Genomic DNA, 19,531 nt, shown 5'->3' with positions numbered 1-19,531 from the left:
GGGGCCTGCTCGCCGGGGCGCGGCCCGGCCTGCCGGTCCGCGGGCCGCGGGTCGGGACCGTGCGCGGGAGGCTGGGGGGCCTCGGGCGCCGGCGGCATGCCCATGGGGGAGCCGACCGGCGGAGCGCCGGCCGCCGGCGGGGCCTCCACGGGACGCGGCGTTTCGGCGGGAGGCGCCCCCCGCGACGCGTCGGCCGGGGTCGTCTCCGGCGCGGGCGCCGATTCCGGGGACCGCGGCGGCTCCGGCACGAGCGGCTGCCCGGGACTCGGCGCCGGTTCGGCGGCGTGCGGCTGCCCGGAGGCGGGCGGCGGTTCAGGGGCGAACGGCCGACCGGGGGCGAGCGGATCGGTGATGCGCGGCAGGTCCGGCGCCTGCGGCGGCTCGGGCGCACGCCGCGGCCCGGAGTCGAGCGGAGACTCGGCGCCGCGGGGACGGTCGGGCGCGTGCGGCGCTTCGCCGGACGGCGGCCGGTCCTCCGCGCGCGGCGCCGGCGACGGCTCGGCGTCGCGGGAGCGGTCGGCCGAAACGAGACCGGCCAGGTCGCCGAGGTCCGGGGTGGTGACGGACGGGGCGCCGGACGGCTGCTCCGCCGGGGCCGCGGGCGGCGCCGCGGCCTCCACGGACGCGGCCGCCTCCGCGGACGCGGCCGGCTCCGACGCGGCAGGCGACGCGGCGGGCGGTGCGGCGGCCTTCTCCCCGGGGGACGCCGCGGTGCCGGCCGTGCCGCTCAGCGCCCGGACCTGCTCGCCGGGCATGGTCGCGTCGATGGGCGTGCCGGGGTTGAGCACCAGCGTCCACTCGGCGTCCGGCCACGCGGCCACCATGTCCAGGAAGCCCGGCATCACGAAGCGCGACGAGCCGAGGGCCTCGTTCATCCACTTCAACGAGGTGAAGACCTGCACGGACGCGGCGCCGTGCACCCGCACCGGGCCCCAGGGGAACTCCGGGTCGTCCGGGGTGATGCCCCACGGCGTCTCCGGGTCGGCGGGCACCAGCACCTGCGCGCCCAGCAGGATCTTGAAGAACGCGTCGGTGTCGCGCCGCGTCGCCGCCTCGAACAGCTTGCGCTCCACGTCGTTCTGCGGTTCGAAGTTCTCCGACAGGCGGCGGGCCGCGCGCTGGTCGGCCCAGCGCGCCAGCCCGGGGAGCTGCTGGGCCACGACGGTGCCGCCCGCCGGGGACCCGGAGTTGACCGCCAGCGCGTGGCCGTCGTCGGGCCAGTACCGCAGCAGCACCGTGAACGGCACCCGGATGAACTCGCGCCCGAACCCCAGCGGCTCGGCCGCCTCCATCAGCCGTTCGGGCGAGGTGAACACCGGGACGACGGGACCGCCCTCGACCTCCCGCACCAGCCACGGGAAGCCGGGCCGTCCGGGACGCAGCGTGTAGTCGGTGTCCTCCGGGACGGGCAGGAGCAGTTCGGCGTCCGCGAGCGTCTGCAGGAAGAGGTCGTGGTCGTTGTTGGCGGCCGCGCGCAGCAGCTCCCGTTCGACGTCGTTGGCGGGGCGGAACTGCGAGCGGCGCTCCTTGCGGGGCGGCAGGTCGCGGTGCTGGTCCTGCAGCTCCTCCCAGGGCGCGGACTCGGCGGCGGGCTCGTCGACGATCGCCGGGACGTCCACGAGCGTGTCGTCCGGCGCCGGCGGGGGCGCCGGTGCCCGGGCGACGAGACGGTCGCCGGGCGCCGGAAGATCGGCGGGAGGCTCCGCCCCGCCGCCCGAGGACGGCTCGGCCGGGGCCGACGGCTGCGCCGCCGGGGCGTCCCCGGCGGCCGGACCCTGCGCGTCGGGCGCCGGGGCGGCCGGAGGCTGCGCGTCGGACGGCTGCGGGGCGGGAGAGGTCTCCGGCGCCGGCGGTGCGGGCGGCTCCACCGGTGGGGCGGCCGGAGGCTCGTTCGGCGCGGCGGCGGGGGACGCGGGAGCGGAAGGTCCCTGCGCGGCGTTCGGCACTGCGGGCGTCGCGGGCTCACTGGCGCCAGGGACGTCACCAGGCGCCGGGACGTCACCGGCCGATGCGGGCGCGGCCGTCCGGTCGGCCGCGGGTTCCGTGCGAGGGACGGTGGGCAGCGCGTGCGCACCGGTCGCTTCGGCCGACCGGACGTCTCGGGACGCGACGTCCGACGGCTGACCGTCGGTCGGGACGCCGGTCGGGACGGCGTTCGGGACGCTGGACGGCGCGTCCTGCGACGGGGCGCCGGCGGAGGGGACCGCGGCCGGCGCGGCGAGGGGACGGCCGGCCCGCGGCGGCCGGGGGTCGCCGTCGGCGAGCTGCCGGACGAACCAGCCGGGCAGCCGACCCTCGATCGGCAGCGCCACGTCCCGAAGGTCGCGGGCGGGCGCGTCGACCGCCAGCCACCAGCGCGGATGCGGCCAGCTCTGCGCCAGGTCGGCGAACTTCAACCGGACGAAGTGCTGGTAGGCCGGGCCGAGGCAGGCGCGCATGGCGGCGGGCGAGGTGTAGGCCAGCACGTGGGTGCGGCCGTCCTCGTCCTGGGTCGGCCACGTCGGCTGCGCCTGGTTGGCGAGCACGTCGTCGATGAGGTCCGGGGGCACGGGCAGCACCAGCTCGCTCTCGGCGAGCAGACGGAAGTACGCCTCCGGGTCCCCCGCCCGCACCGTCTCGTGCAGTCGGCGCTCCAGTTCCGACGTGGGTCGCCACGCGTCGGCCACGGTCGCCACCCCCCTGATTCAAGCCGCGCTGTCCCTGCTGTACCCCGCCCTGACGCGTCTAGGTACGGACTTGCCTACGCTACATGGGCGAACAGGGCGAAAGGGTCTCGACTTCCGCGCTCCCGGACGCGGCTGCGAGGCGGCGTCGGCTATCCCCGCCGGGCCGCGGCCTCCGGCGCGCGTCCGTGCGGACGGACCCGCGAACCTGCGTGCACCGGCGCGGAGCCCGCGGAGCGCGCCAGCTCGCCCAGCGCGTCGACCAGGCGGTCGACGTGCTCCTCGGTCGTTCCCAGGCCCAGGCTGGCCCGAACCGCCGAGTCCGGGGCGGAGGCGTTCGCGCAGCCGCCCTCTCCGGCCGCGTGCGCCGCGCCGGACCGGTCGGCCGGCCGGTCGGCCAGCAGGCGCCGCACGAAGGGATGAGCGCAGAACTTCCCGTCCCGGACGCCGATGCCGTGCTCACCGGACAGCCTAAGCGCCACGTCGCGCGCGTTCCAGCCGTCGACGGTGAAGGACACGATACCGACGCGCGGGTGGCGCTCCCCCCACAGGTTCAGTTCCCGAACCGCCGGGATGCGGGCCAGTCCGCGGCGCAGCCGGGCCAGCAGCCGCTCCTCGTGGGCGACGAGCGCGTCCCACCCGGCCGCGGTCAGGGTCTCGCACGCCGCCGCCAGCGCCACCACGCCCAGCACGTTCGGGGTGCCCGCCTCGTGCCGCTGCTGCGGGTCGGCCGCCCAGCGGGTCGATTCCCCCACCGAGGCGCTGGCGCCGCCGCCCTTGAGGTACGGCTCGGCGGCGCGCAGCCAGTCGGACCGCCCCGCCAGCACTCCCGCGCCGAACGGCGCGTACAGCTTGTGCCCGGAGAACGCGACGTAGTCCAGGCCGAGCGCGGACATGTCCAGGGGGCGGTGCGGGACGAGCTGGGCGGCGTCCACGGCGATGCGGGCGCCGCGCCGCCGCGCCGCCTGCGCCAGCTCGCCGATCGGCCACAGCTCGCCGGTCACGTTGGACGCCGCCGTGACCACGAGCAGCCGCGGGCCCTGCGGCGCGGCGGCCAGCGCCCGGTCGGCGGCGGCGATCGCCTCGGACGGGGTGGCGGGCGCGGGCAGCCGCACGGCGCGCTTCCAGGGCAGGAGGGTGGCGTGGTGCTCGGTCTCGAACACCACGACGGTGGTGCCGGGCGGGAGCGCGTGCGCCAGCAGGTTCATCGCGTCGGTGGTGTTGCGGGTGAACACCACCGACGCCCGTTCCCAGGCGCCGAGGAACGACCGAACCGTCTCGCGCGCGCGTTCGTACGCGGCGGTGGTGACCTGAGAGGCGTACCCGGCGCCGCGGTGCACGCTGCTGTAGTACGGCAGCGCCCGGGTGACGGCCTCCTGCACCGCCTCCAGACACGGCGCGCTGGCGGCGTAGTCGAAGTTGGCGTACGGGACCCGGCGTCCGTCCTCCAGCGGCACCGGGACGTCCGCGCCGACCACTTTCGGCAGCCGAGTGGGCGCCGACGCGTCTTTCGGCGTCCAAGGCTGCAGAGGGGAGACGTGGGTGAGCGTGGCGGCAGTGGACATGCGTACGACCTCCTTCAGGATCCAGGGATCCCGGGAGGAGTCCGCGGGATCCGCGCTTGCCGGACGCGTTCCGCGTCGTCCGGCCAGGTCCTCACCCGGGGCACCCCATCGCGGACGAAGGGTTGCCGGCCAGCGAGCCGGGGCTTGACGCTGGCGCTCTTGACCTTGTGCGGAAGTATATGCGGAGCCGATGGGCGATCGAAGGGGGGATGCGATGCGGTACGGGACGGCCGTGAGGCTGGCCCACGGGCTGGCGCTGCTCGGCGCGGCCTGGACGCTGACCGGGTGCGGGGCCGGCAACACCGACGAGGTGTGCGCCGACACCAAGAAGGCCTTCCAGCAGTACCTCACCCAGGTGCGGACCGTGTCGGCGAACGACCCGGCGCAGTGGCGGCAGGCCACCGACCAGTTCGCCGGACGCATCGACGGATTGGCCCGCCAGGCGGAGGACGAGAAGCTGAAGAAGGCGCTCAAGACGGAGGCGACCCGCCTGCGCGGCGCCGCCGCCGGTGTGGGCACCGGCGACGCGTCACAGCTCAACGCCGTGATGAGCGACGCCCCCGACCGCATCGGCAAGGCCTGCGACTAGCGCGCTCGCCGGCAAGCGGGCGCCGAGCCTGCCGGCGGGTGCGCACCCCTTCGAGCGGGCCGATGCCGTGCGAGGAGAACCCTCGAGCGGGCGTCGCCTGCGGACCTGCGGAGCCCTTGCGGCGGCGCGAAGAGGCAGCGAACGTGCTGAGGGGCCCGGCGAGGTGTTTCGCCGGGCCCCTCTCACGGTCTCGGCCTACAGGGGGCCGACCGCGGTGTCGCTAGGCGCCGCAGCCGTTCGCCCGCACGAGTCGTCCGCCGGCGCGAGCGGCCCGCTTGCGGACGCGGCACGCCGGACGTCGGGCGCGCGGATGCTAGTCGCGGGTCTCCGGGCGCGGCGGGGTGACGATGCCGCCGTCTCCGCCGTCTCCGCGTCCGCCGCCGGGGTCGTCGACGCCCCCGTCGTTGCCGCCGTCGCCGCCTCCGGTGCCCCCGTCGGACGGGGTCTCCGGTTCGCTGGGGGAGTCCACCGGCGGCCTCGGCCGGACCGGACGCTGCGGCGTGGACGGACGCTGCTCCGGGTCACGCGTCGTCGGCGCGCCGTTCTGCCGGTCGTACGCGTCGCCGTCGTAGCTCCCCGGGGACACCGAGGGCGGACCGAAGTCCTTGGGCTCGATGTGCTTGAGGTTCACCGCGCGGCTGACGTAGGCGTTCCAGATCTGCGCGGGCAGCTGCCCGCCGTACACGCCGTACCCGGGGATGACCAGCGGCTTGCCGTCGCTGCGGAACATCGCCACCGTCGTCGCCAGCTGCGGGATGAACCCGTTGAACCAGATCGCCCGGCCCTCGTCGGTGGTGCCGGTCTTGCCCGCCACGTCCCGGCCGTCGGCCAGCCGGGCGTTCTGGCCGGTGCCCGCCTCCACCACGCGCCGCATGGCGAACGTGGCGTCCCGCGCCACCTGCTCGTCGAACACCCGCCGCCCCTTCTCCGTGAAGGTGGTGGTCTTGCCGGTGTTGTCGGTGACCGACTTCACCACGTACGGCGTGCGGTACACGCCCTCGGCCGCGAACGTGGCGTACACGCCCGCCTGCTGGACCGGGTGCACCGAGATCGTCCCCAGCGGGAAGGTCGGGTAGTTGTTGGCGCCGTTGGCGGTCAGCTGCGCCTTCGGGATGCCCATCTTCTCGGCCATCTTGGTGACCTTGTTGAGGCCGACCCGCTGGCCGAGGTTGACGTAGGCGGTGTTGACCGAGTTCTGCGTGGCCGTGACCAGATTGATCGTGCCGTAGCTGCGGTTGCCGTCGTTGTGGATCGGCGTGCCGTTGTAGTACTGCGGCGAGCTGCCGTCCACGTAGGTGTTCAGGCTCATCCCGCTGTCCAGCGCGGCGGCCAGCACGATCGGCTTGAACCCGGACCCCGCCTGCGCCCAGTCGCTGAACGCGCTGCTGAGCGCCTCCTCCAGGTAGCCGCGCCCGCCGTAGAACGCCACGACCTGCCCGGTGGCCGGGTCGATCGAGACCAGCCCGGTGCGGATCTTGCGGTTCATCCCCTTCGGCAGGGTGCCGCGCACCGCCTCCTGCGCGGCGTCCATCAGCTCCTTGTCGAACGTGGTGGTGATCTTCAGGCCGCTGCGGTTGATCTCGTCCTCGGTGTAGCCGCGCCGCTCGATCAGCTCGCGCTTGGCCACGTTGACCATGTAGCCCTTCTGGCCGCCCAGGATGTTGGTGACCTTCTGCTTGATGGGCTGCGGGAACGTCATCCGCGCCGCCTCTTCCGAGGTGATCGCGCCGTCGCGGACCATGTTGTTCAGCACGGCGCGCCAGCGGGCCTCGGCGTAGGCGCGCGTGGAGCCGGTCGGGTCGGCGAAGTTGCTCGGCTGCTGGATCGCCGCCGCCAGGTACGCCCCCTCGGCCGGGGTCAGCCGGCTCACGTCCTTGCCGTAGTACGCCCGCGCGGCGGCCTGCACGCCGTAGGCGTCGCGGCCGAAGTAGATGGTGTTGAGGTACTGCTCCAGGATCCAGTCCTTGGACTTCTCCCGGCCCACCTTCAAGGAGACCATGATCTCCTTGAGCTTGCGGCTGATCGACCGCTCCTTGCCGATGCCGCCGTAGTAGTTGCGGACCATCTGCTGGGTGATGGTGGACCCGCCCTGCAGCTGCTCGCCGGAGACCGTCGACCAGAAGGCGCGCAGGGTGCCCTGCAGCGACACCCCGGGATCCTCGTAGAAGCTGCGGTTCTCGGCGGCGATCACCGCGTCGCGCACGCCCTTGGGGATCGTCTGGAGGCGGACCGCGTCCCGGTTGACGCCGGTCTTGGCGATCGGCGTCTTGCCGTCGGAGTACAGGAACGTGGGGCCTTGCGCGAGGGCCTCCTCCTGGGGGGACGGGACCGGTGTCAGCAGGTACGCCACACCGAACGCGGCCACGGCGAGTCCGACGACGCCGAGCAGCACGAACAGCGCCCGCCGCCCGATGCGCGCCGCCTTGCCCCGCGGCTTGCCGCGTCTGCCGTCCATACCCCCCTTCCGCCTCTTCCCGGTCGGCCCCTTCGGGGGCTTGCCCGCCCCCGTGCTCTTCACGTCGGTCTTCGGTTCGGCGGCGGACGTCTTCGCCGTCGCCGAAGCGCTGTTCTGCTTCGTACCCGCGTCGTCACCGTCGGCAACGCCCGCCGCGTCCGCTGCGTCGCCGTCGCCCTCGCGGACTGCTGCGGCGCCGGTGGCGGCGCTCGCCTTCTCCGACGGGGACGGCGAGTCGGCGGACGCGGTGGAGGCGTGCGCGGAATCGGACGACTCGACGACGGTGAGGTCGGGAGTCGTCGCCGCGGCGGCCCCCTCGTTCGGGACGGTGGCGTCTTCGGCGGCGCCCTGGTCCGAGGCGGCGTCCGGCACCGTGGTCCCGGCGGCGTCCGCGTGGTCGGGGGCGTCGTCCGGTGCGGAGCCGGACTCGGCGGCGGACTCTGCGTCGTGCGAGGACGCGACGGTGCCCGACCCTACGGCCCCGTCGTGGTCCCGGTCGAGGACGTCCGCGGCGAGTTCCTCGTCGGATCCGGATTCCGTCCCCGTCTCCGTGCCCGTCCCCGTGCCCGTCTCCGTGCCCGTCTCCGTGGCGGTCGTCGCGGTGTCGGCCGCCGTGACGACGATCGTGTCGGCGTCGGGGCGGCCGGACGCGTCGCCGGGCGCCGCGCCGTCGTCGGAGTCGGACTCGGCGGCGGCGTCCCCCTCGCCTTGAGAAGGCGCGGCCAGGGTCACGGTCTCGCCGGGATCGGCCGTGTCGGCCGTGCCCGGCTCCTCGTCGGCCCCCTCGTCGGAGACGCCGGGCTCCCCGTCGGGTGCGGCGTCCTCCGGAGACTCGACGGGGGCGAGGTCAGGCGTCGTCGCCTCGGCGCCGTCGCCGGCGGGCGGGACGGCGGGGGCGGTGTCCGTGCCGGAGTCGGGGGACTCGGCGGTCTCCGCCTCGGTGTCGGCGGCGGTGTCGGCGGGGGACGCGGTGCCCGTGGCGGACGCGGCGGCGGCCTCGGCTTCGGACCGGCCGGTGTCCTCGGACGCCTGCGCGTCGGCCTGCGCGTCGTCGGTCGCCACCGCGGTGTCGGCGGGCTTCTCGGTGGAGCTCGTGGCGCCGTCCCCGGTGTCCGCCTCGGTCGCGGGCGGTGCGGTCTCGCCGTCCGCGGGATCGGCCGTGTCGGCCGTGGGGTTCTGGTCGAGGTTGTCCTCGTCCGGCCCGGCAGGCTCGGTCCCTCCCGGGCTCCTGTCAGTGTCGCTCACAAGCCCCCCGTGACGAGTTCGTTACAGACGATAGCGGAGGGGAGTGGGGAATCTGGCCGGTCGCTGCGCACTCCCGTTGGCTTCTCACTACAGGGACGATCAAAAGGTGCGAAGGGTTGTCTCGCCGTCCCCAGCGTGGTTCTCGACACATCACGTTCGCGGCACATCAGGTTCGCGGCGCATCAGGTTCGCGGCGCATCACGTTCTCGACGCATCGCATCGGCGGGCGGAACGACGACGGCGGGGCCCCTCTCGGGTGCCCCGCCGTCGCGCGTCATGCCGTGGGCGGTCCGCCGCGCCGCGTCCTCGGGCGCGGCCTCACCGGAGGGTCACTTGGGGACAGTGCCGAGGATGTCCACGACGAACACCGTGGTGTCGTCGCCCTTGATCCCGGCCTGCGGGTTGCCGTCCTTGCCGTAGCCCTCGTCGGGCGGGAGGACGAGCATGACCCGGCTGCCGACCTTCTGGCCCTGCAGCCCCTTGAAGAAGCCCTTCATGCCCTCGGTGGTGTCGAGCTTGAACATGGCGGGGGAGCCCTTGCTCCAGCTGTTGTCGAACTCCTTGCCGTCCCGCCAGATCACGCCCTTGTAGTTGACGAGCGCCGTGTCGTCCTTGGTGGTCTTCGGGCCGTTGCCCTCGATGATGGTCTTGACCTGCATGTCCTTCGGCGGGTCGGCCTTCGGGATGGTGATCTTGGGGCCCTTGCCCGCCTCCATGGCGCCGACGGACGGCAGGTCCTCGTCCTTCTGCGGCTTCGGGGTGCCCTGGGCCTCGGCGTTCTTGGGGTAGACGGCCAGGATGTCCACCACGAAAACCAGCGAGTCGTCTTCGCCGATCCCCATCGGGGCGGCGGACTGGCCGAAGCCCTCCTTCGGCGGCACCTGCAGCACGACGCGGCTGCCCGCCGTCTGCCCGACCAGGCCCTTGTCCAGGCCCTTGACGTCCGTCTTGCCGATCTGCATCGGCACGACCTGCTCGCCGGCGGGCAGCTCGTACGACGACCGGATCTCCTTGCTGGTGCTCTCGGTGGCCTTGTCGTCGGTGCCCTTGGACCACTGGTAGAAGACGAACTTCACCAGCGCCGTGTCGCCGTTGGCGATCTTCCGGCCGGTGCCCTTGATCTTCGCGGTGACCTTCAGCTTGCCGTCGGGGAGCAGGCTCTTGGGGATGGTGACCTTGGGGGCCTGCCCGAACGCGCCGGTGACCTCGATCTGCGGCCCGGGACGGGTGACGTACCACGTCGTGGCGCCCGCGAGGGCCAGCACCGCCACCACCGTCGCGGCGATGCTCAGGCGGCGGCGCCTGCGGGCCTGCGCGGCGGTCAGCGCGGACGGCCGGGGGCTGCGGCCGCGCCCGCCGCTGATGCCGTGCGGGGTGAACTCCGGGCTGCGGATGTTTTTGGCGCTCGGCAGCTTCGCCTTGACCGCCGGCTCGCCCCGGGGCTTGTCATCCTCAGGCATGTTTCCTCACTCGCTCCGGGCTCGACGACACCACGAGACGACCACCTTCCCAGCTCCGGCCTAAGGACGGCGTGAAAAGCCGGAAAAGAGGCCGGGTCGCAATCTACCGGCTGCTTTCCGTCGCCGGCCGGAGGCGCGGGGCCGATCCGCAGGCCGCCTGGATGGTCCTGGGTGCCGGTACGGCAGGCATCCTAGTGGCGCCACGCCGCCGCGCCGCAGGACGCTCGGTGCGGCGGCGTCCTTTTCACGGCGCGCCGGCGTTCACCGACGGACGACCGGCGCCTGCCGGTCGATCTCCCGGGCCAGCGTGACGACCATGTCCTCGAAGGACTCGGCCCCGTACCGGGCGCGCAGCGCGGGGAAGAGGTTCTTTCGCGCGGCCTCGCGCAGCATGCCGCTCAGGACGGAGTAGTGGACGGTGCGTCCGACGGACAGGTCGTCGTGCGACGTGCGCGCGGTCCGCAGCAGCTCGGGGTAGGGGGCGGCTTCACTGAGGATCATGCGGACGGCTTCGGTGGGCTCCATGGACCGGAGTCTTGGGAGCCCACCGCGCGTCAGGGCTGGCACCCCGGGCAGGATTCGAACCCGCGACCCGCTGCTTAGAAGGCAGCCGCTCTGTCCAACTGAGCTACCGGGGCCTGCTACCGAGGTGAGGGTACTACTCCGCCTGACCTGCGTGCGACAGGCATTTTCCCGCCTCGGGCGAGGGCCGGGCGGCGGCGGAGAGCCCGGACCGCCCTTCTCCACGGCCGAGACGGCCGGGTCGGCGCGGGCCGCCGCCCAGACGGCCGGAATGGGTCACGCGGCCGCGGCCGGAGCCCTTTGCTCGCCGTCCTCGGCCGCGTGGCCGATTCGTCGCATGTCAGCGGCGCCGCCGCCGGGCGCGGAAGCCTTCGGTCGAGCCGCGGGCGCGTTTTCGTTGATCGGCTGATCGGATCCGCCCGGGCGCCGTAAGGTCATGTGTCCGTGGTGGCGGACGTGGAGATTCCGCTCTCCGGCGGCGACGTCACGGAGGGCGTCGTTCGGGTGGACGACACGGTGCGACGGCCCATGGGTCCGCACAGCCCGGCGGTGCACGGCCTGCTGCGACATCTGGAGAGCGTCGGCTTCGACGGGGCGCCGCGCGTGCTCGGCGTGGACGGCCGGGGCCGGGAGATCCTCACCTGGGTGCCGGGGGAGGTCGCGCGCCGTCCGCTGCCTGCGTACGCGGCGACGGGCAAGGCGCTGGCGGGGGTGGCGCGGCTGCTGCGGCGCTACCACGACGCCGTCGCCTCCTACGATCCCCCGCCCGGTGCGCCGTGGGACGACATCGCCGTCTCCGGCCTCGACGACGAACCCGAGATCATCGGGCACTGCGACGTGACGCCCGAGAACGTGGTGTTCCGCGCGGGCGAGCCGGTCGCGCTCATCGACTTCGACCTGGCGCGTCCGACGACCCGGCTGTACGACGTGGTGACCGCGCTGCGGCACTGGGCGCCGATCGCCGACCCCGCCGACCGGGACGCGCGGCTGTACGACGCGGACGTGGGCGCCAGGCTGCGGCTGTTCTGCGACGCCTACGGATTGGACCGTGACGGCAGGCGGCGCCTGCTGCCCGCGGCGCGGCTGCGGTTCGAACGCTCCTACACGGCGATGCGCTTCCGAGCCGAGCACCGGGGCGGCGGATGGGCCCGCATGTGGCGGGCCGGCGCCGGGCCCCGCATCCGCCGCGCCCAGGACTGGCTGGAACGCCACTGGGACGACCTCGAGGCGCACCTCGCCTGACGCGATGCCGTAGGCATGCCGTAGAGATGTCTCCATGACATCGAAGTGGGTGGGGCCGGGGTCGCCTGAAGGGCTGCTGCTGGGCGTCGCGCTCGACGCGCTGCTGGGCGATCCGCGGCGCGGGCATCCGGTGGCGGCGTTCGGCCGTGCGGCGTCGGCGTTGGAGCGGCGCCTGCACGGCGACTCGCGGGTGCGCGGCATGGTGTTCACCGCGGTTCTCGTGGGCGGCGCGGCAGGGCTCGGCGTCGTCGCCGAGAAGGCGGCGCGGGGACGTCTGGCACGGGCCGCGGTGACGGCGGCGGCGACGTGGGCGGTGCTGGGCGGCACGTCGCTGGGACGGGAGGGCCGCCACATGGCGCGTCTCCTGGAGGGCGGCGACCTCGCCGCGGCTCGGCGGCGGCTGTCGCACCTGTGCGCGCGCGACCCCGACGGCATGGACGAGAAGGCGTTGGCGCGGGCCACGGTCGAGTCGGTGGCGGAGAACACCTCGGACGCGGCCGTCGCGCCGCTGCTGTGGGGCGCGGTCGCGGGAGTGCCGGGCCTGCTGGCGTACCGGGCCGTCAACACGCTCGACGCGATGGTCGGCTACCGCGACCCGCGCTATGTCCGCTTCGGGTGGGCGTCGGCGCGGCTGGACGACGCGGCCAACTGGCTGCCCGCGCGGCTCACGGGCCTGCTCACCGTGGCGTGCGCCGCGCCGAGCGGGCGGGCCCGGCAGGCGTGGCGGGCGCTGCGCCGCGACGGGGCGGCGCATCCGAGCCCCAACGCGGGTCGCTGCGAGGCGGCCTTCGCCGGGGCGTTGGGCGTCCGGCTCGGGGGCGTCAACGTGTACGGGGGACGGGTCGAGGAGCGTCCCGAACTGGGCGACGGGCGCGCCCCCGAGACGGCCGACATCCGCCGGGCCGTGCGGCTGTCGAGGGCCGTCACGCTGGCGGCCGTCGCGGTGGCGGCCGCCGTGGCCGCGGGCAGGAGGAGAGCGTGATGGGCGGCGGGGCGCTGCTGGTGGCGGGGACGACGTCGGACGCGGGCAAGAGCCTGGTGACCATGGGGCTGTGCCGCTGGCTGGCCCGGCGCGGGGTCAAGGTGGCGCCGTTCAAGGCCCAGAACATGTCGCTGAACTCGATGGTGACGGCGGACGGCGCGGAGATCGGCCGGGCGCAGTACGCGCAGGCGCAGGCGGCGGGCGTCGAGCCGCGGGCGGTGATGAACCCGGTGCTGCTCAAGCCCGGCAGCGACCGGCGCAGCCAGGTCGTGGTGCTCGGGCGCCCCGTCGCCGAGGTGGACGCCGTGGAGTACCGGGCGCACCGGGGCCGGCTGCGGGAGGTCGTCCTCGACAGCCTGGCCGAGCTGCGCGCCGCCCACGACGTGGTGATCTGCGAGGGCGCGGGCAGCCCCGCGGAGATCAACCTGCGCGCCGGCGACATCGTCAACATGGGCCTTGCCCGCGCCGCGGACATCCCGGTGGTCGTGGTGGGCGACATCGATCGCGGCGGGGTGTTCGCGTCCCTCTACGGGACGGTGGCGCTGCTGGAGCCCGCCGACCAGGCCCTCGTCGCCGCGTTCGTCATCAACAAGTTCCGCGGGGCCGTGGAGCTGCTGGAGCCGGGGCTGGCGCGGCTGGCGGAGCTGACCGGGCGGCCGACGCTGGGCGTGCTGCCGTGGCGGCCGGGGCTGCACATCGACCCCGAGGACGGTCTCGCCCTGGACGCGCCCCGCCCCGGTGCGCGCGCCCCCTACGGCAGGCAGACCCTGCGCGTGGCGGTGGCCCGCTACCCGCGCATCTCGAATTTCACCGACCTGGACGCGTTGACCTGCGAGCCGGGCGTCGTGGTGCGGTACGCGACGGATCCGGGGGACCTGGCGGACGCCGACCTGGTCGTGCTGCCCGGGTCCCGCGCGACCGTGTCGGACCTGGCGTGGCTGCGCGAGCGGGGCATGGCCGACGCGATCGTCCGGCGGGCGCGGGAGGGGCGGCCGGTCCTCGGCATCTGCGGCGGCCACCAGATGCTCGCCCGCGAGATCCTCGACGAGGTGGAGTCGGGCGCGGGACGCGTCGAGGGCCTCGGGCTGCTGCCGACGCGCGTGGTGTTCGCGCGGGAAAAGACGCTCGCCCGCCCCACCGGGGTCGCCTACGGGCAGCCGGTGCGCGCCTACGAGATCCATCACGGGGTGGTGGAGGTGCTCGGCGGCGACCCGTTCCTGGACGGCTGCCGCGTGGGGGCGGTGTGGGGGACGACCTGGCACGGCGCGCTGGAGAACGACGGTTTCCGCCGCGCGTTCCTGGCCGACGTCGCCCGGTGCGCGGGCCGCGACTTCACCCCGGCGCCCGACGTGTCGTTCGCCGCGCAGCGCGCGGCGATGTTCGACACGGTCGGCGACCTGGTGGAGGAGCACCTCGACACCGACGCGGTGTGGCGGCTCATCGAGCAGGGCGCCCCGCCCGGGCTGCCCACCCTGCTGAGCGGCTTCTAGCCGACGCGGGGGCCGCAGTGGCCACGGGTGTGTGGCCACGGGGTGTCGTCACGGGTGTCGTCACCGGGTGCGGTCAACGGATCCTCCACGGCCGGTCAGGAGTTTCGGCCGCGCCGCGGGGCGGCGCTAAGGTGATCCACTCCGGATCGCGCGGACGGCCGGGCGCCGCCCGCGCCGACCTGGCGCCGCCCCGCGCAGACCCGAGAGCCCCAAGGAGGAGCGACCCGTGACCGAGCCGCGGACCAGTCTCATCGTCCCGTTGATGAAGGCCCGGGTGCCGGCGGAGGTGCAGCTGGAGTTCCCGCTGCCCGTCGAGGAGGAGCCGATCCGCGAAGCGTTCGCGGGGGACCTGTACGTCACGTACGCGCTGGAGCTGCCCGCCGAGCCTTCGGGCGGGGCGGGCGGGGGCGGCCTGCGGTACGAGCACATCGCGCGGCGGCACTGCGCGGAACTGGGCGTCGCCCCCGAGGAGCTGCGCCGCCACGCCGTCGTCAACCTGCGCAACCGGCGGCCCGATCTGGCGCTCAGCTGGTACCCGGACGTGCGGGCCGTCACGGTGCGGCTCGGCGCCGTGCCGGGCGCGGGCGACGCGCAGCCGCGGATCGGCGGCCTGGAGGCGGGGCTGCTGCTCGACGACGGCTTCCTGGAGAAGCTGGCGCAGGACGTGGAGGGCGACCTGGTCGTCGCCACGCCCGCGCGGGATGTGTTCGTCGCGTCCGGCGCCGGCCACCCCGACGGGATCGACAAGCTGCGCTGGGCCGTAGCGCAGGTGTGGGCCGAGGGGCGCAGCGAGGGCGACGGCGGTCCAGGGTGGAAGGTGCCGCCCGGGCAGATGCTGTCGCGGGACCTGCTGGTGTGGCGCGGCGGCGCCTGGGACGTCCTCGCCGCCTGACCACCGAGGGGCGCCCGGCGCGAAGGGGCTCGCCGCTTTAACCCCCTGCGGCTTATGTCCTCATTGCGGCCTTTGGCGAGACCGAAAGATGGCGAACGGCGTGTGTCCGTACGCCTACCCGGCGTAATCTCCGCTTGATTGCCCCCAGGCACAACGGAGGTTCGCCATGGATGGCAACGTCGCCGCTTCGCTCGCCCTGCGGGCGGACACCTACGGCTGGCGCGACCGCCCGCTGTTCCGCACCGGCGACGGGATCGTGACCCACGGCGAGGTCCACGACGCGGCCGCCCGCGCGTCCGGCGTCCTGCACGCGGCCGGGGTGCGCGCCGGCGACCGGGTGCTCATCGCGCTGCCCGACTCGATCGGCTATGCGGCGGCCCTGCTCGGCACCCTGCGCCTCGGCGCGGTCGCGGTGCTGACCGGGCCGGAGCAGGACGAGCGGCACCACGCCCACGTGCTGTCCGACGCCGAGCCGAGCGCCGCGGTGTGCGCGGCCGACCTGGCCGCCCGCTTCCCCTCCGCGCACGTCCTGACCCCCGAGGACCTGGCGGACGAGCCCGCCCACGTGCCCGACCCCGCGTCCGTGGCGCCCGACGCGGCGGCGTACGTGCAGTACACCTCGGGCACCACCGGCCCGCCCAAGGGCGCGGTGCACCGGCACGCCGACCCGGAGGTCTACGTCCGGGCCATGGCGATCGGCGCTCTGGGCGTGAGCGCCGACGACGTGCTCTTCTCACTGGCCAAGGCGTGCTATCCGTACGGCCTCGGCGCCACGATCTTCTTCCCCATGTTCTGCGGCGCCTCGTCGGTGCTGTGGCCGGACCCGCCGAGCGTCGAGGGCGCCGTCGAGCAGGCGCGGCTGCACCGGCCGACCCTGCTGTTCACCGTGCCGACGTGGTACGCGCGGCTGGTGAACGCCCCCGACCCCGAGCCGGTGCGCGCGGCGTTCCGCGGGCTGCGCGCGGCGGCCTCGGCGGGGGAGCCGCTGCTGCCGTCGCTGGCCGACCGGGTCGAGGAGTTCTTCGGCTGCCCGGTCCTGGACGGGCTCGGCACCACGGAGGTCGGACACACGTTCATCTCCAACACCGTCTCCCGGCGTCGGCGCGGTTCGCTCGGCGTCGTGCTGGACCCGTACGAGATCGACGTGCGCGTCGAACGCGTGCTCGGAGGCGCCGGCGGGCGCGGCGGCCCGATCGGCACGGTCGAATCCATCGCCGGCGCGGTGGGCGCCGGGGGAGGACTGCGCGGCCGGCGCATCCCCCCGGTGGGGGCGGGGGCGCTGTACGTGCGCGGCCCCTCGGTGATGGCGGGATACCTCGGCAAGCCGGAGCACACGGCCGAGGTGCTGGACGCGGACGGCTGGCTGCGCACCGGCGACCTGGTGCACGTCGACCCGGACGGCTTCGTGCACCACCACGGGCGCATCCTCGACCAGGTGACGGTGTCGGGCGACCGGTTCTCGCCGCTGGAGGTGGAACGGGTGCTCGGGCGGCATGCGGCGGTGATGGAGGTGGCCGTCGTGGAGGCGCCGGACACCGCGGATGCGCTGCACGCGTTCGTCGTCCCGGCGGCGGGCGACGCCGCGCCGACCGGCCTGGCGGACGAACTGCTGGCGTTGGCCAGGCGCGTCCTGCCCGCGCACAAGGTGCCGCGCACGGTGACGTTCGTGTCCGAGCTCCCCCGCACCGCCGGGGGGAAGGTCAGCCGCGCCTCGCTCGCCCGGGCGCGCTACAGGCGGGGCGCGTGCGCGCCGCGACCGCCTAGATCATGACGTTCAGCTTCTCCAGGGCGTCCACCAGCGGGGCCAGCTCGGGCAGTTCCGCGGCTTCGCGCAGGGCCTCGTCCAGGGCCTTGTTGTGGGTGGGGATGGCCTCGCCGTACAGCCTGCGTCCCGCCTCGGTGGCCGCGGCGCACACGCCCCGGCGGTCCTCCTCCGACAGCACGCGCGTGATCAGGCCGCGCTTCTCCAGGCGGGCCACCAGGCGGGTGGTGGCGCTCTGGCTGAGGACGAGCTTGCCCGCCAGCTCCTGCATCCGGATGTGACGGCCCGCGGGATCGGCCAGGTGGTGCAGGGCGCAGAACTCGTTGACGCTCAGCCCGTGCGCGTCCTGCAGGGCGCGCTCGATGCGGTCCTCGATGCGGGCGTTGAGCGCGGCGAGCGTCCGCCAGCCCTGGGCCCGGGAGTCGTCGGCGCGTGACACCGCCCACCCTCCTCGCGAATGCCGCGGCATGCCCGCCGCGACGTCAGAAGCGTCGACGAATATCCATTATGCAAATAATGCACACGCCGGTTGTCAGCGCGCGCCACTGTTCCTGGAGGGGCCCTGCGGGCCGACTCGGACGGCCGCCGACCGAAGCGGCCGGTGCGCGTCCGCGCCTGCGCGTCCGCCAGATCCGATCTGGCGGACGCGGACCGGACCTGGCGCATGAAGGGTGACACCTTCATGGGAAAGGACGCGTTGATGAGCGATGACCACCCGGCGGTGGAGACGTCGGGATTGATCAAACGGTTCGGTGACGTCCGCGCCCTCGACGGCGTCGACCTCACCGTGCCGCGCGGCGCCGTCTACGGGATCCTCGGTCCCAACGGCGCCGGCAAGACCACCTGCGTGCGGGTGCTGGCCACGCTGCTGCGCCCCGACGGAGGGCAGGCGCGCGTGTTCGGCCACGACGTGCGGCGCGAGGCCGACGCGGTGCGGACCCGCGTCAGCCTGACCGGGCAGTACGCCTCGCTGGACGAGGACCTGACCGGTGTCGAGAACCTGGTGCTGCTCGGCCGCCTGCTCGGCCACGGCAAGCGCGCCGCGCGCGAGCGCGCCGGGCGGCTGCTGGAGGCGTTCGGACTGACCGAGGCCGCCGGACGGCAGGTCAAGAACTACTCCGGGGGCATGCGGCGGCGCATCGACATCGCCGCCAGCATCTTCAACACCCCCGACCTGCTGTTCCTCGACGAGCCCACCACCGGCCTGGACCCGCGCAGCCGCAGCCAGGTGTGGGACATCGTCCGGCTGGTCGTGGCGCAGGGCACCACGGTGCTGCTCACCACCCAGTACCTGGAGGAGGCCGACCGGCTGGCCGACCGGATCGCGGTCATCGACCGCGGCCGGGTCATCGCCGAGGGCACCCCGGGCGAGCTGAAGTCGTCGGTGGGCGCCGGCTCGGTGCACGTGCGGCTGCGCGACGCCGCGCGCCGCGAGGAGGCCCGCGGCCTGCTGGCCCGCGTGCTGGGCGCCGACGTGGTCCTGGAGGCCGAGCCGGTCGCGCTCACCGCCCGGCTGACCGGCGCGTCCGACCTGAACGCCGCCGGCGCTTCCTCCGACCTGAACGCCGCCGGGGCGGCCTCCCGCGCGCTGGCCGAGCTGGCGGACGCCGGGATCATCGTCGACGACTTCTCCCTCGGACAGCCCAGCCTGGACGAGGTGTTCCTCACCCTCACCGGCCACCCGGCCGAGGACGCGGGCGGCGACACGGAACAGGAGGCGGCATGACCACCGCGACCCGGGGAGCGGCCCGCGAGGCGGCGGGCGGCGCCGCCCCCTCGCCCGAACTGATCGCCGCCGTGCTGGCGCCCGGCGCGCGGCCGCCGCGTCCCGGCGCCCTGTCGGCGTCGCTGACGTTCGGCTGGCGGGCCATGCTGAAGTTCAAGCACGTGCCCGAGCAGCTGTTCGACGTCACCGCGTTCCCGATCATGCTGACGTTGATGTTCACCTACCTGTTCGGCGGGGCGCTGGCCGGGTCGACCGGGGAGTACCTGCAGTTCCTGCTGCCGGGGATCATGGTGATGAGCGTCGTGATGACGACCATGTACACGGGGGTGTCGGTCAACACCGACATCGCCAAGGGCGTGTTCGACCGCTTCCGCAGCATCCCGATGTGGCGCCCCGCCCCCATGGTCGGCTACCTGCTCGGCGACATGTTCCGCTACACCATGGCGTCGCTCGTCATCCTGACGCTGGGGCTGATCCTGGGATTCCGTCCGGACGGCGGCGCCGCGGGGACGGCGGCGGGCATCCTCGTGCTGGTGGCGTTCTCGTTCGCCTTCTCCTGGGTGTGGACGATGGTCGGGCTGCTGATGCGCACCGACAAGGCCGTCATAGGCGTCAGCATGCTCGTGGTGTTCCCGCTCACCTTCCTCAGCAACATCCTGGTCAAGCCGGAGACCATGCCCGGCTGGCTGCAGGCGTTCGTGGACGTCAACCCGATCGCGCACCTGGTCGCCCTGGTCCGCGGCCTGATGGACGGCTCGGTGGAGGGCGACGCGGTCGTCTGGGTGACCGGCTGGGGCGTCGGCCTGATCGCCGTGTTCGGCCCGCTCACCATGTGGCTCTACAACCGCAAGTGAGCCGCAAGTGAGCGCGGGCAGGGCCGCGGCCGCGGCGGCCGAACGGGGGCGGGGGCACGGCGCCGCCCCGCGGGCGGGCGCCGC

The 19,531-nt window shown here is 74.5% G+C and carries 14 protein-coding genes, 1 tRNA gene and 1 riboswitch; of the genes, 8 read left to right on the top strand and 7 right to left on the bottom strand.

Going from position 1 to position 19,531, the window contains the following annotated elements:
- A partial coding sequence (locus AR3_RS25975; protein ID WP_174545487.1) for an SseB family protein occupies positions 1–2,666 on the bottom strand: 2,666 nt, incomplete at its 3' end.
- A gap of 149 nt (positions 2,667–2,815) precedes the next feature.
- A complete protein-coding gene (locus AR3_RS25970) occupies positions 2,816–4,228 on the bottom strand; it encodes an aminotransferase class V-fold PLP-dependent enzyme (RefSeq protein ID WP_083952014.1) in 1,413 nt (470 codons plus the stop codon).
- 47 nt (positions 4,229–4,275) lie between these two features.
- Positions 4,276–4,393: riboswitch (SAM riboswitch) on the bottom strand.
- A gap of 49 nt (positions 4,394–4,442) precedes the next feature.
- On the opposite strand from AR3_RS25970, the gene AR3_RS25965 reads away from it, so the two are divergent.
- Positions 4,443–4,817, top strand: coding sequence for a DUF8711 family protein (locus AR3_RS25965; protein WP_067917790.1), 375 nt, complete (start codon positions 4,443–4,445; stop codon positions 4,815–4,817).
- Between the two features lie 313 nt (positions 4,818–5,130).
- On the opposite strand, the gene AR3_RS30880 is transcribed toward AR3_RS25965, so the two are convergent.
- From AR3_RS30880 to AR3_RS25945, 4 genes are all read right to left on the bottom strand, one after another.
- Entirely contained in the window at positions 5,131–8,517 is a 3,387-nt protein-coding gene (locus tag AR3_RS30880) for a transglycosylase domain-containing protein (protein WP_067917788.1), read from the bottom strand.
- Positions 8,518–8,846: 329 nt separating this feature from the next.
- Positions 8,847–9,977, bottom strand: coding sequence for an FKBP-type peptidyl-prolyl cis-trans isomerase (locus AR3_RS25955; RefSeq protein ID WP_067917785.1), 1,131 nt, complete (start codon positions 9,975–9,977; stop codon positions 8,847–8,849).
- Positions 9,978–10,238: 261 nt separating this feature from the next.
- A complete protein-coding gene (locus AR3_RS25950) occupies positions 10,239–10,502 on the bottom strand; it encodes a hypothetical protein (protein WP_067917783.1) in 264 nt (87 codons plus the stop codon).
- 36 nt (positions 10,503–10,538) lie between these two features.
- Positions 10,539–10,615: transfer RNA gene (locus AR3_RS25945), tRNA-Arg, on the bottom strand.
- Between the two features lie 340 nt (positions 10,616–10,955).
- Between AR3_RS25945 and AR3_RS25940 the strand changes: the two genes are divergently transcribed.
- The 5 genes from AR3_RS25940 to AR3_RS25920 all read left to right on the top strand — a co-directional run bounded on the left by AR3_RS25940 (position 10,956) and on the right by AR3_RS25920 (position 16,876).
- Positions 10,956–11,741 (top strand): phosphotransferase, encoded by a 786-nt coding sequence (locus AR3_RS25940; protein ID WP_227023205.1) that lies wholly within the window; start codon positions 10,956–10,958, stop codon positions 11,739–11,741.
- Between the two features lie 34 nt (positions 11,742–11,775).
- Complete coding sequence (locus AR3_RS25935; RefSeq protein WP_067917781.1) at positions 11,776–12,723, top strand: cobalamin biosynthesis protein; 948 nt, start codon at positions 11,776–11,778, stop codon at positions 12,721–12,723.
- Complete coding sequence (locus AR3_RS25930; RefSeq protein ID WP_067917779.1) at positions 12,723–14,213, top strand: cobyric acid synthase; 1,491 nt, start codon at positions 12,723–12,725, stop codon at positions 14,211–14,213. Before AR3_RS25935 ends, AR3_RS25930 begins: the two co-directional genes overlap by 1 nt.
- A 226-nt stretch (positions 14,214–14,439) precedes the next feature.
- Positions 14,440–15,105 (top strand): DUF1444 domain-containing protein, encoded by a 666-nt coding sequence (locus AR3_RS25925; RefSeq protein WP_067917777.1) that lies wholly within the window; start codon positions 14,440–14,442, stop codon positions 15,103–15,105.
- Positions 15,106–15,271: 166 nt separating this feature from the next.
- Positions 15,272–16,876 carry an AMP-binding protein gene (locus AR3_RS25920; protein ID WP_067917776.1) on the top strand — a complete coding sequence of 535 codons (1,605 nt, stop codon included), beginning with the start codon at positions 15,272–15,274 and terminating at the stop codon, positions 16,874–16,876.
- Here AR3_RS25920 and AR3_RS25915 read toward each other — a convergent pair.
- Positions 16,866–17,306, bottom strand: coding sequence for a MarR family winged helix-turn-helix transcriptional regulator (locus AR3_RS25915; protein ID WP_067917773.1), 441 nt, complete (start codon positions 17,304–17,306; stop codon positions 16,866–16,868). The genes AR3_RS25920 and AR3_RS25915 overlap by 11 nt on opposite strands.
- A gap of 261 nt (positions 17,307–17,567) precedes the next feature.
- Here AR3_RS25915 and AR3_RS25910 point away from each other — a divergent pair, with 261 nt between their 5' ends.
- Both AR3_RS25910 and AR3_RS25905 read left to right on the top strand, forming a co-directional pair.
- A complete protein-coding gene (locus AR3_RS25910) occupies positions 17,568–18,593 on the top strand; it encodes an efflux ABC transporter ATPase subunit, DrrA-related (protein WP_067917792.1) in 1,026 nt (341 codons plus the stop codon).
- A complete protein-coding gene (locus AR3_RS25905) occupies positions 18,590–19,447 on the top strand; it encodes an ABC transporter permease (protein WP_067917771.1) in 858 nt (285 codons plus the stop codon). Before AR3_RS25910 ends, AR3_RS25905 begins: the two co-directional genes overlap by 4 nt.
- Positions 19,448–19,531: the final 84 nt, after the last annotated feature.

Origin of the sequence: Actinomadura rubrobrunea NBRC 15275 (genome assembly GCF_001552235.1) — a bacterium.
Lineage (GTDB): Bacteria > Actinomycetota > Actinomycetes > Streptosporangiales > Streptosporangiaceae > Spirillospora > Spirillospora viridilutea.
Note: the sequence above shows the minus strand (reverse complement) of the source record. Positions and strands in the feature narration are given on the sequence as shown.

Bases quoted from the DNA above. Each gene is read 5' to 3' on its own strand.
- AR3_RS25950 (WP_067917783.1), bottom strand. From the start codon at position 10,502: ATGGAGCCCACCGAAGCCGTCCGCATGATCCTCAGTGAAGCCGCCCCC.
- AR3_RS25930 (WP_067917779.1), top strand. From the start codon at position 12,723: ATGGGCGGCGGGGCGCTGCTGGTGGCGGGGACGACGTCGGACGCGGGC.
- AR3_RS25905 (WP_067917771.1), top strand. From the start codon at position 18,590: ATGACCACCGCGACCCGGGGAGCGGCCCGCGAGGCGGCGGGCGGCGCC.
- AR3_RS25910 (WP_067917792.1), top strand. From the start codon at position 17,568: ATGAGCGATGACCACCCGGCGGTGGAGACGTCGGGATTGATCAAACGG.
- AR3_RS25970 (WP_083952014.1), bottom strand. From the start codon at position 4,228: ATGTCCACTGCCGCCACGCTCACCCACGTCTCCCCTCTGCAGCCTTGG.
- AR3_RS25920 (WP_067917776.1), top strand. From the start codon at position 15,272: ATGGATGGCAACGTCGCCGCTTCGCTCGCCCTGCGGGCGGACACCTAC.
- AR3_RS25965 (WP_067917790.1), top strand. From the start codon at position 4,443: ATGCGGTACGGGACGGCCGTGAGGCTGGCCCACGGGCTGGCGCTGCTC.
- AR3_RS25955 (WP_067917785.1), bottom strand. From the start codon at position 9,977: ATGCCTGAGGATGACAAGCCCCGGGGCGAGCCGGCGGTCAAGGCGAAG.
- AR3_RS25935 (WP_067917781.1), top strand. From the start codon at position 11,776: ATGACATCGAAGTGGGTGGGGCCGGGGTCGCCTGAAGGGCTGCTGCTG.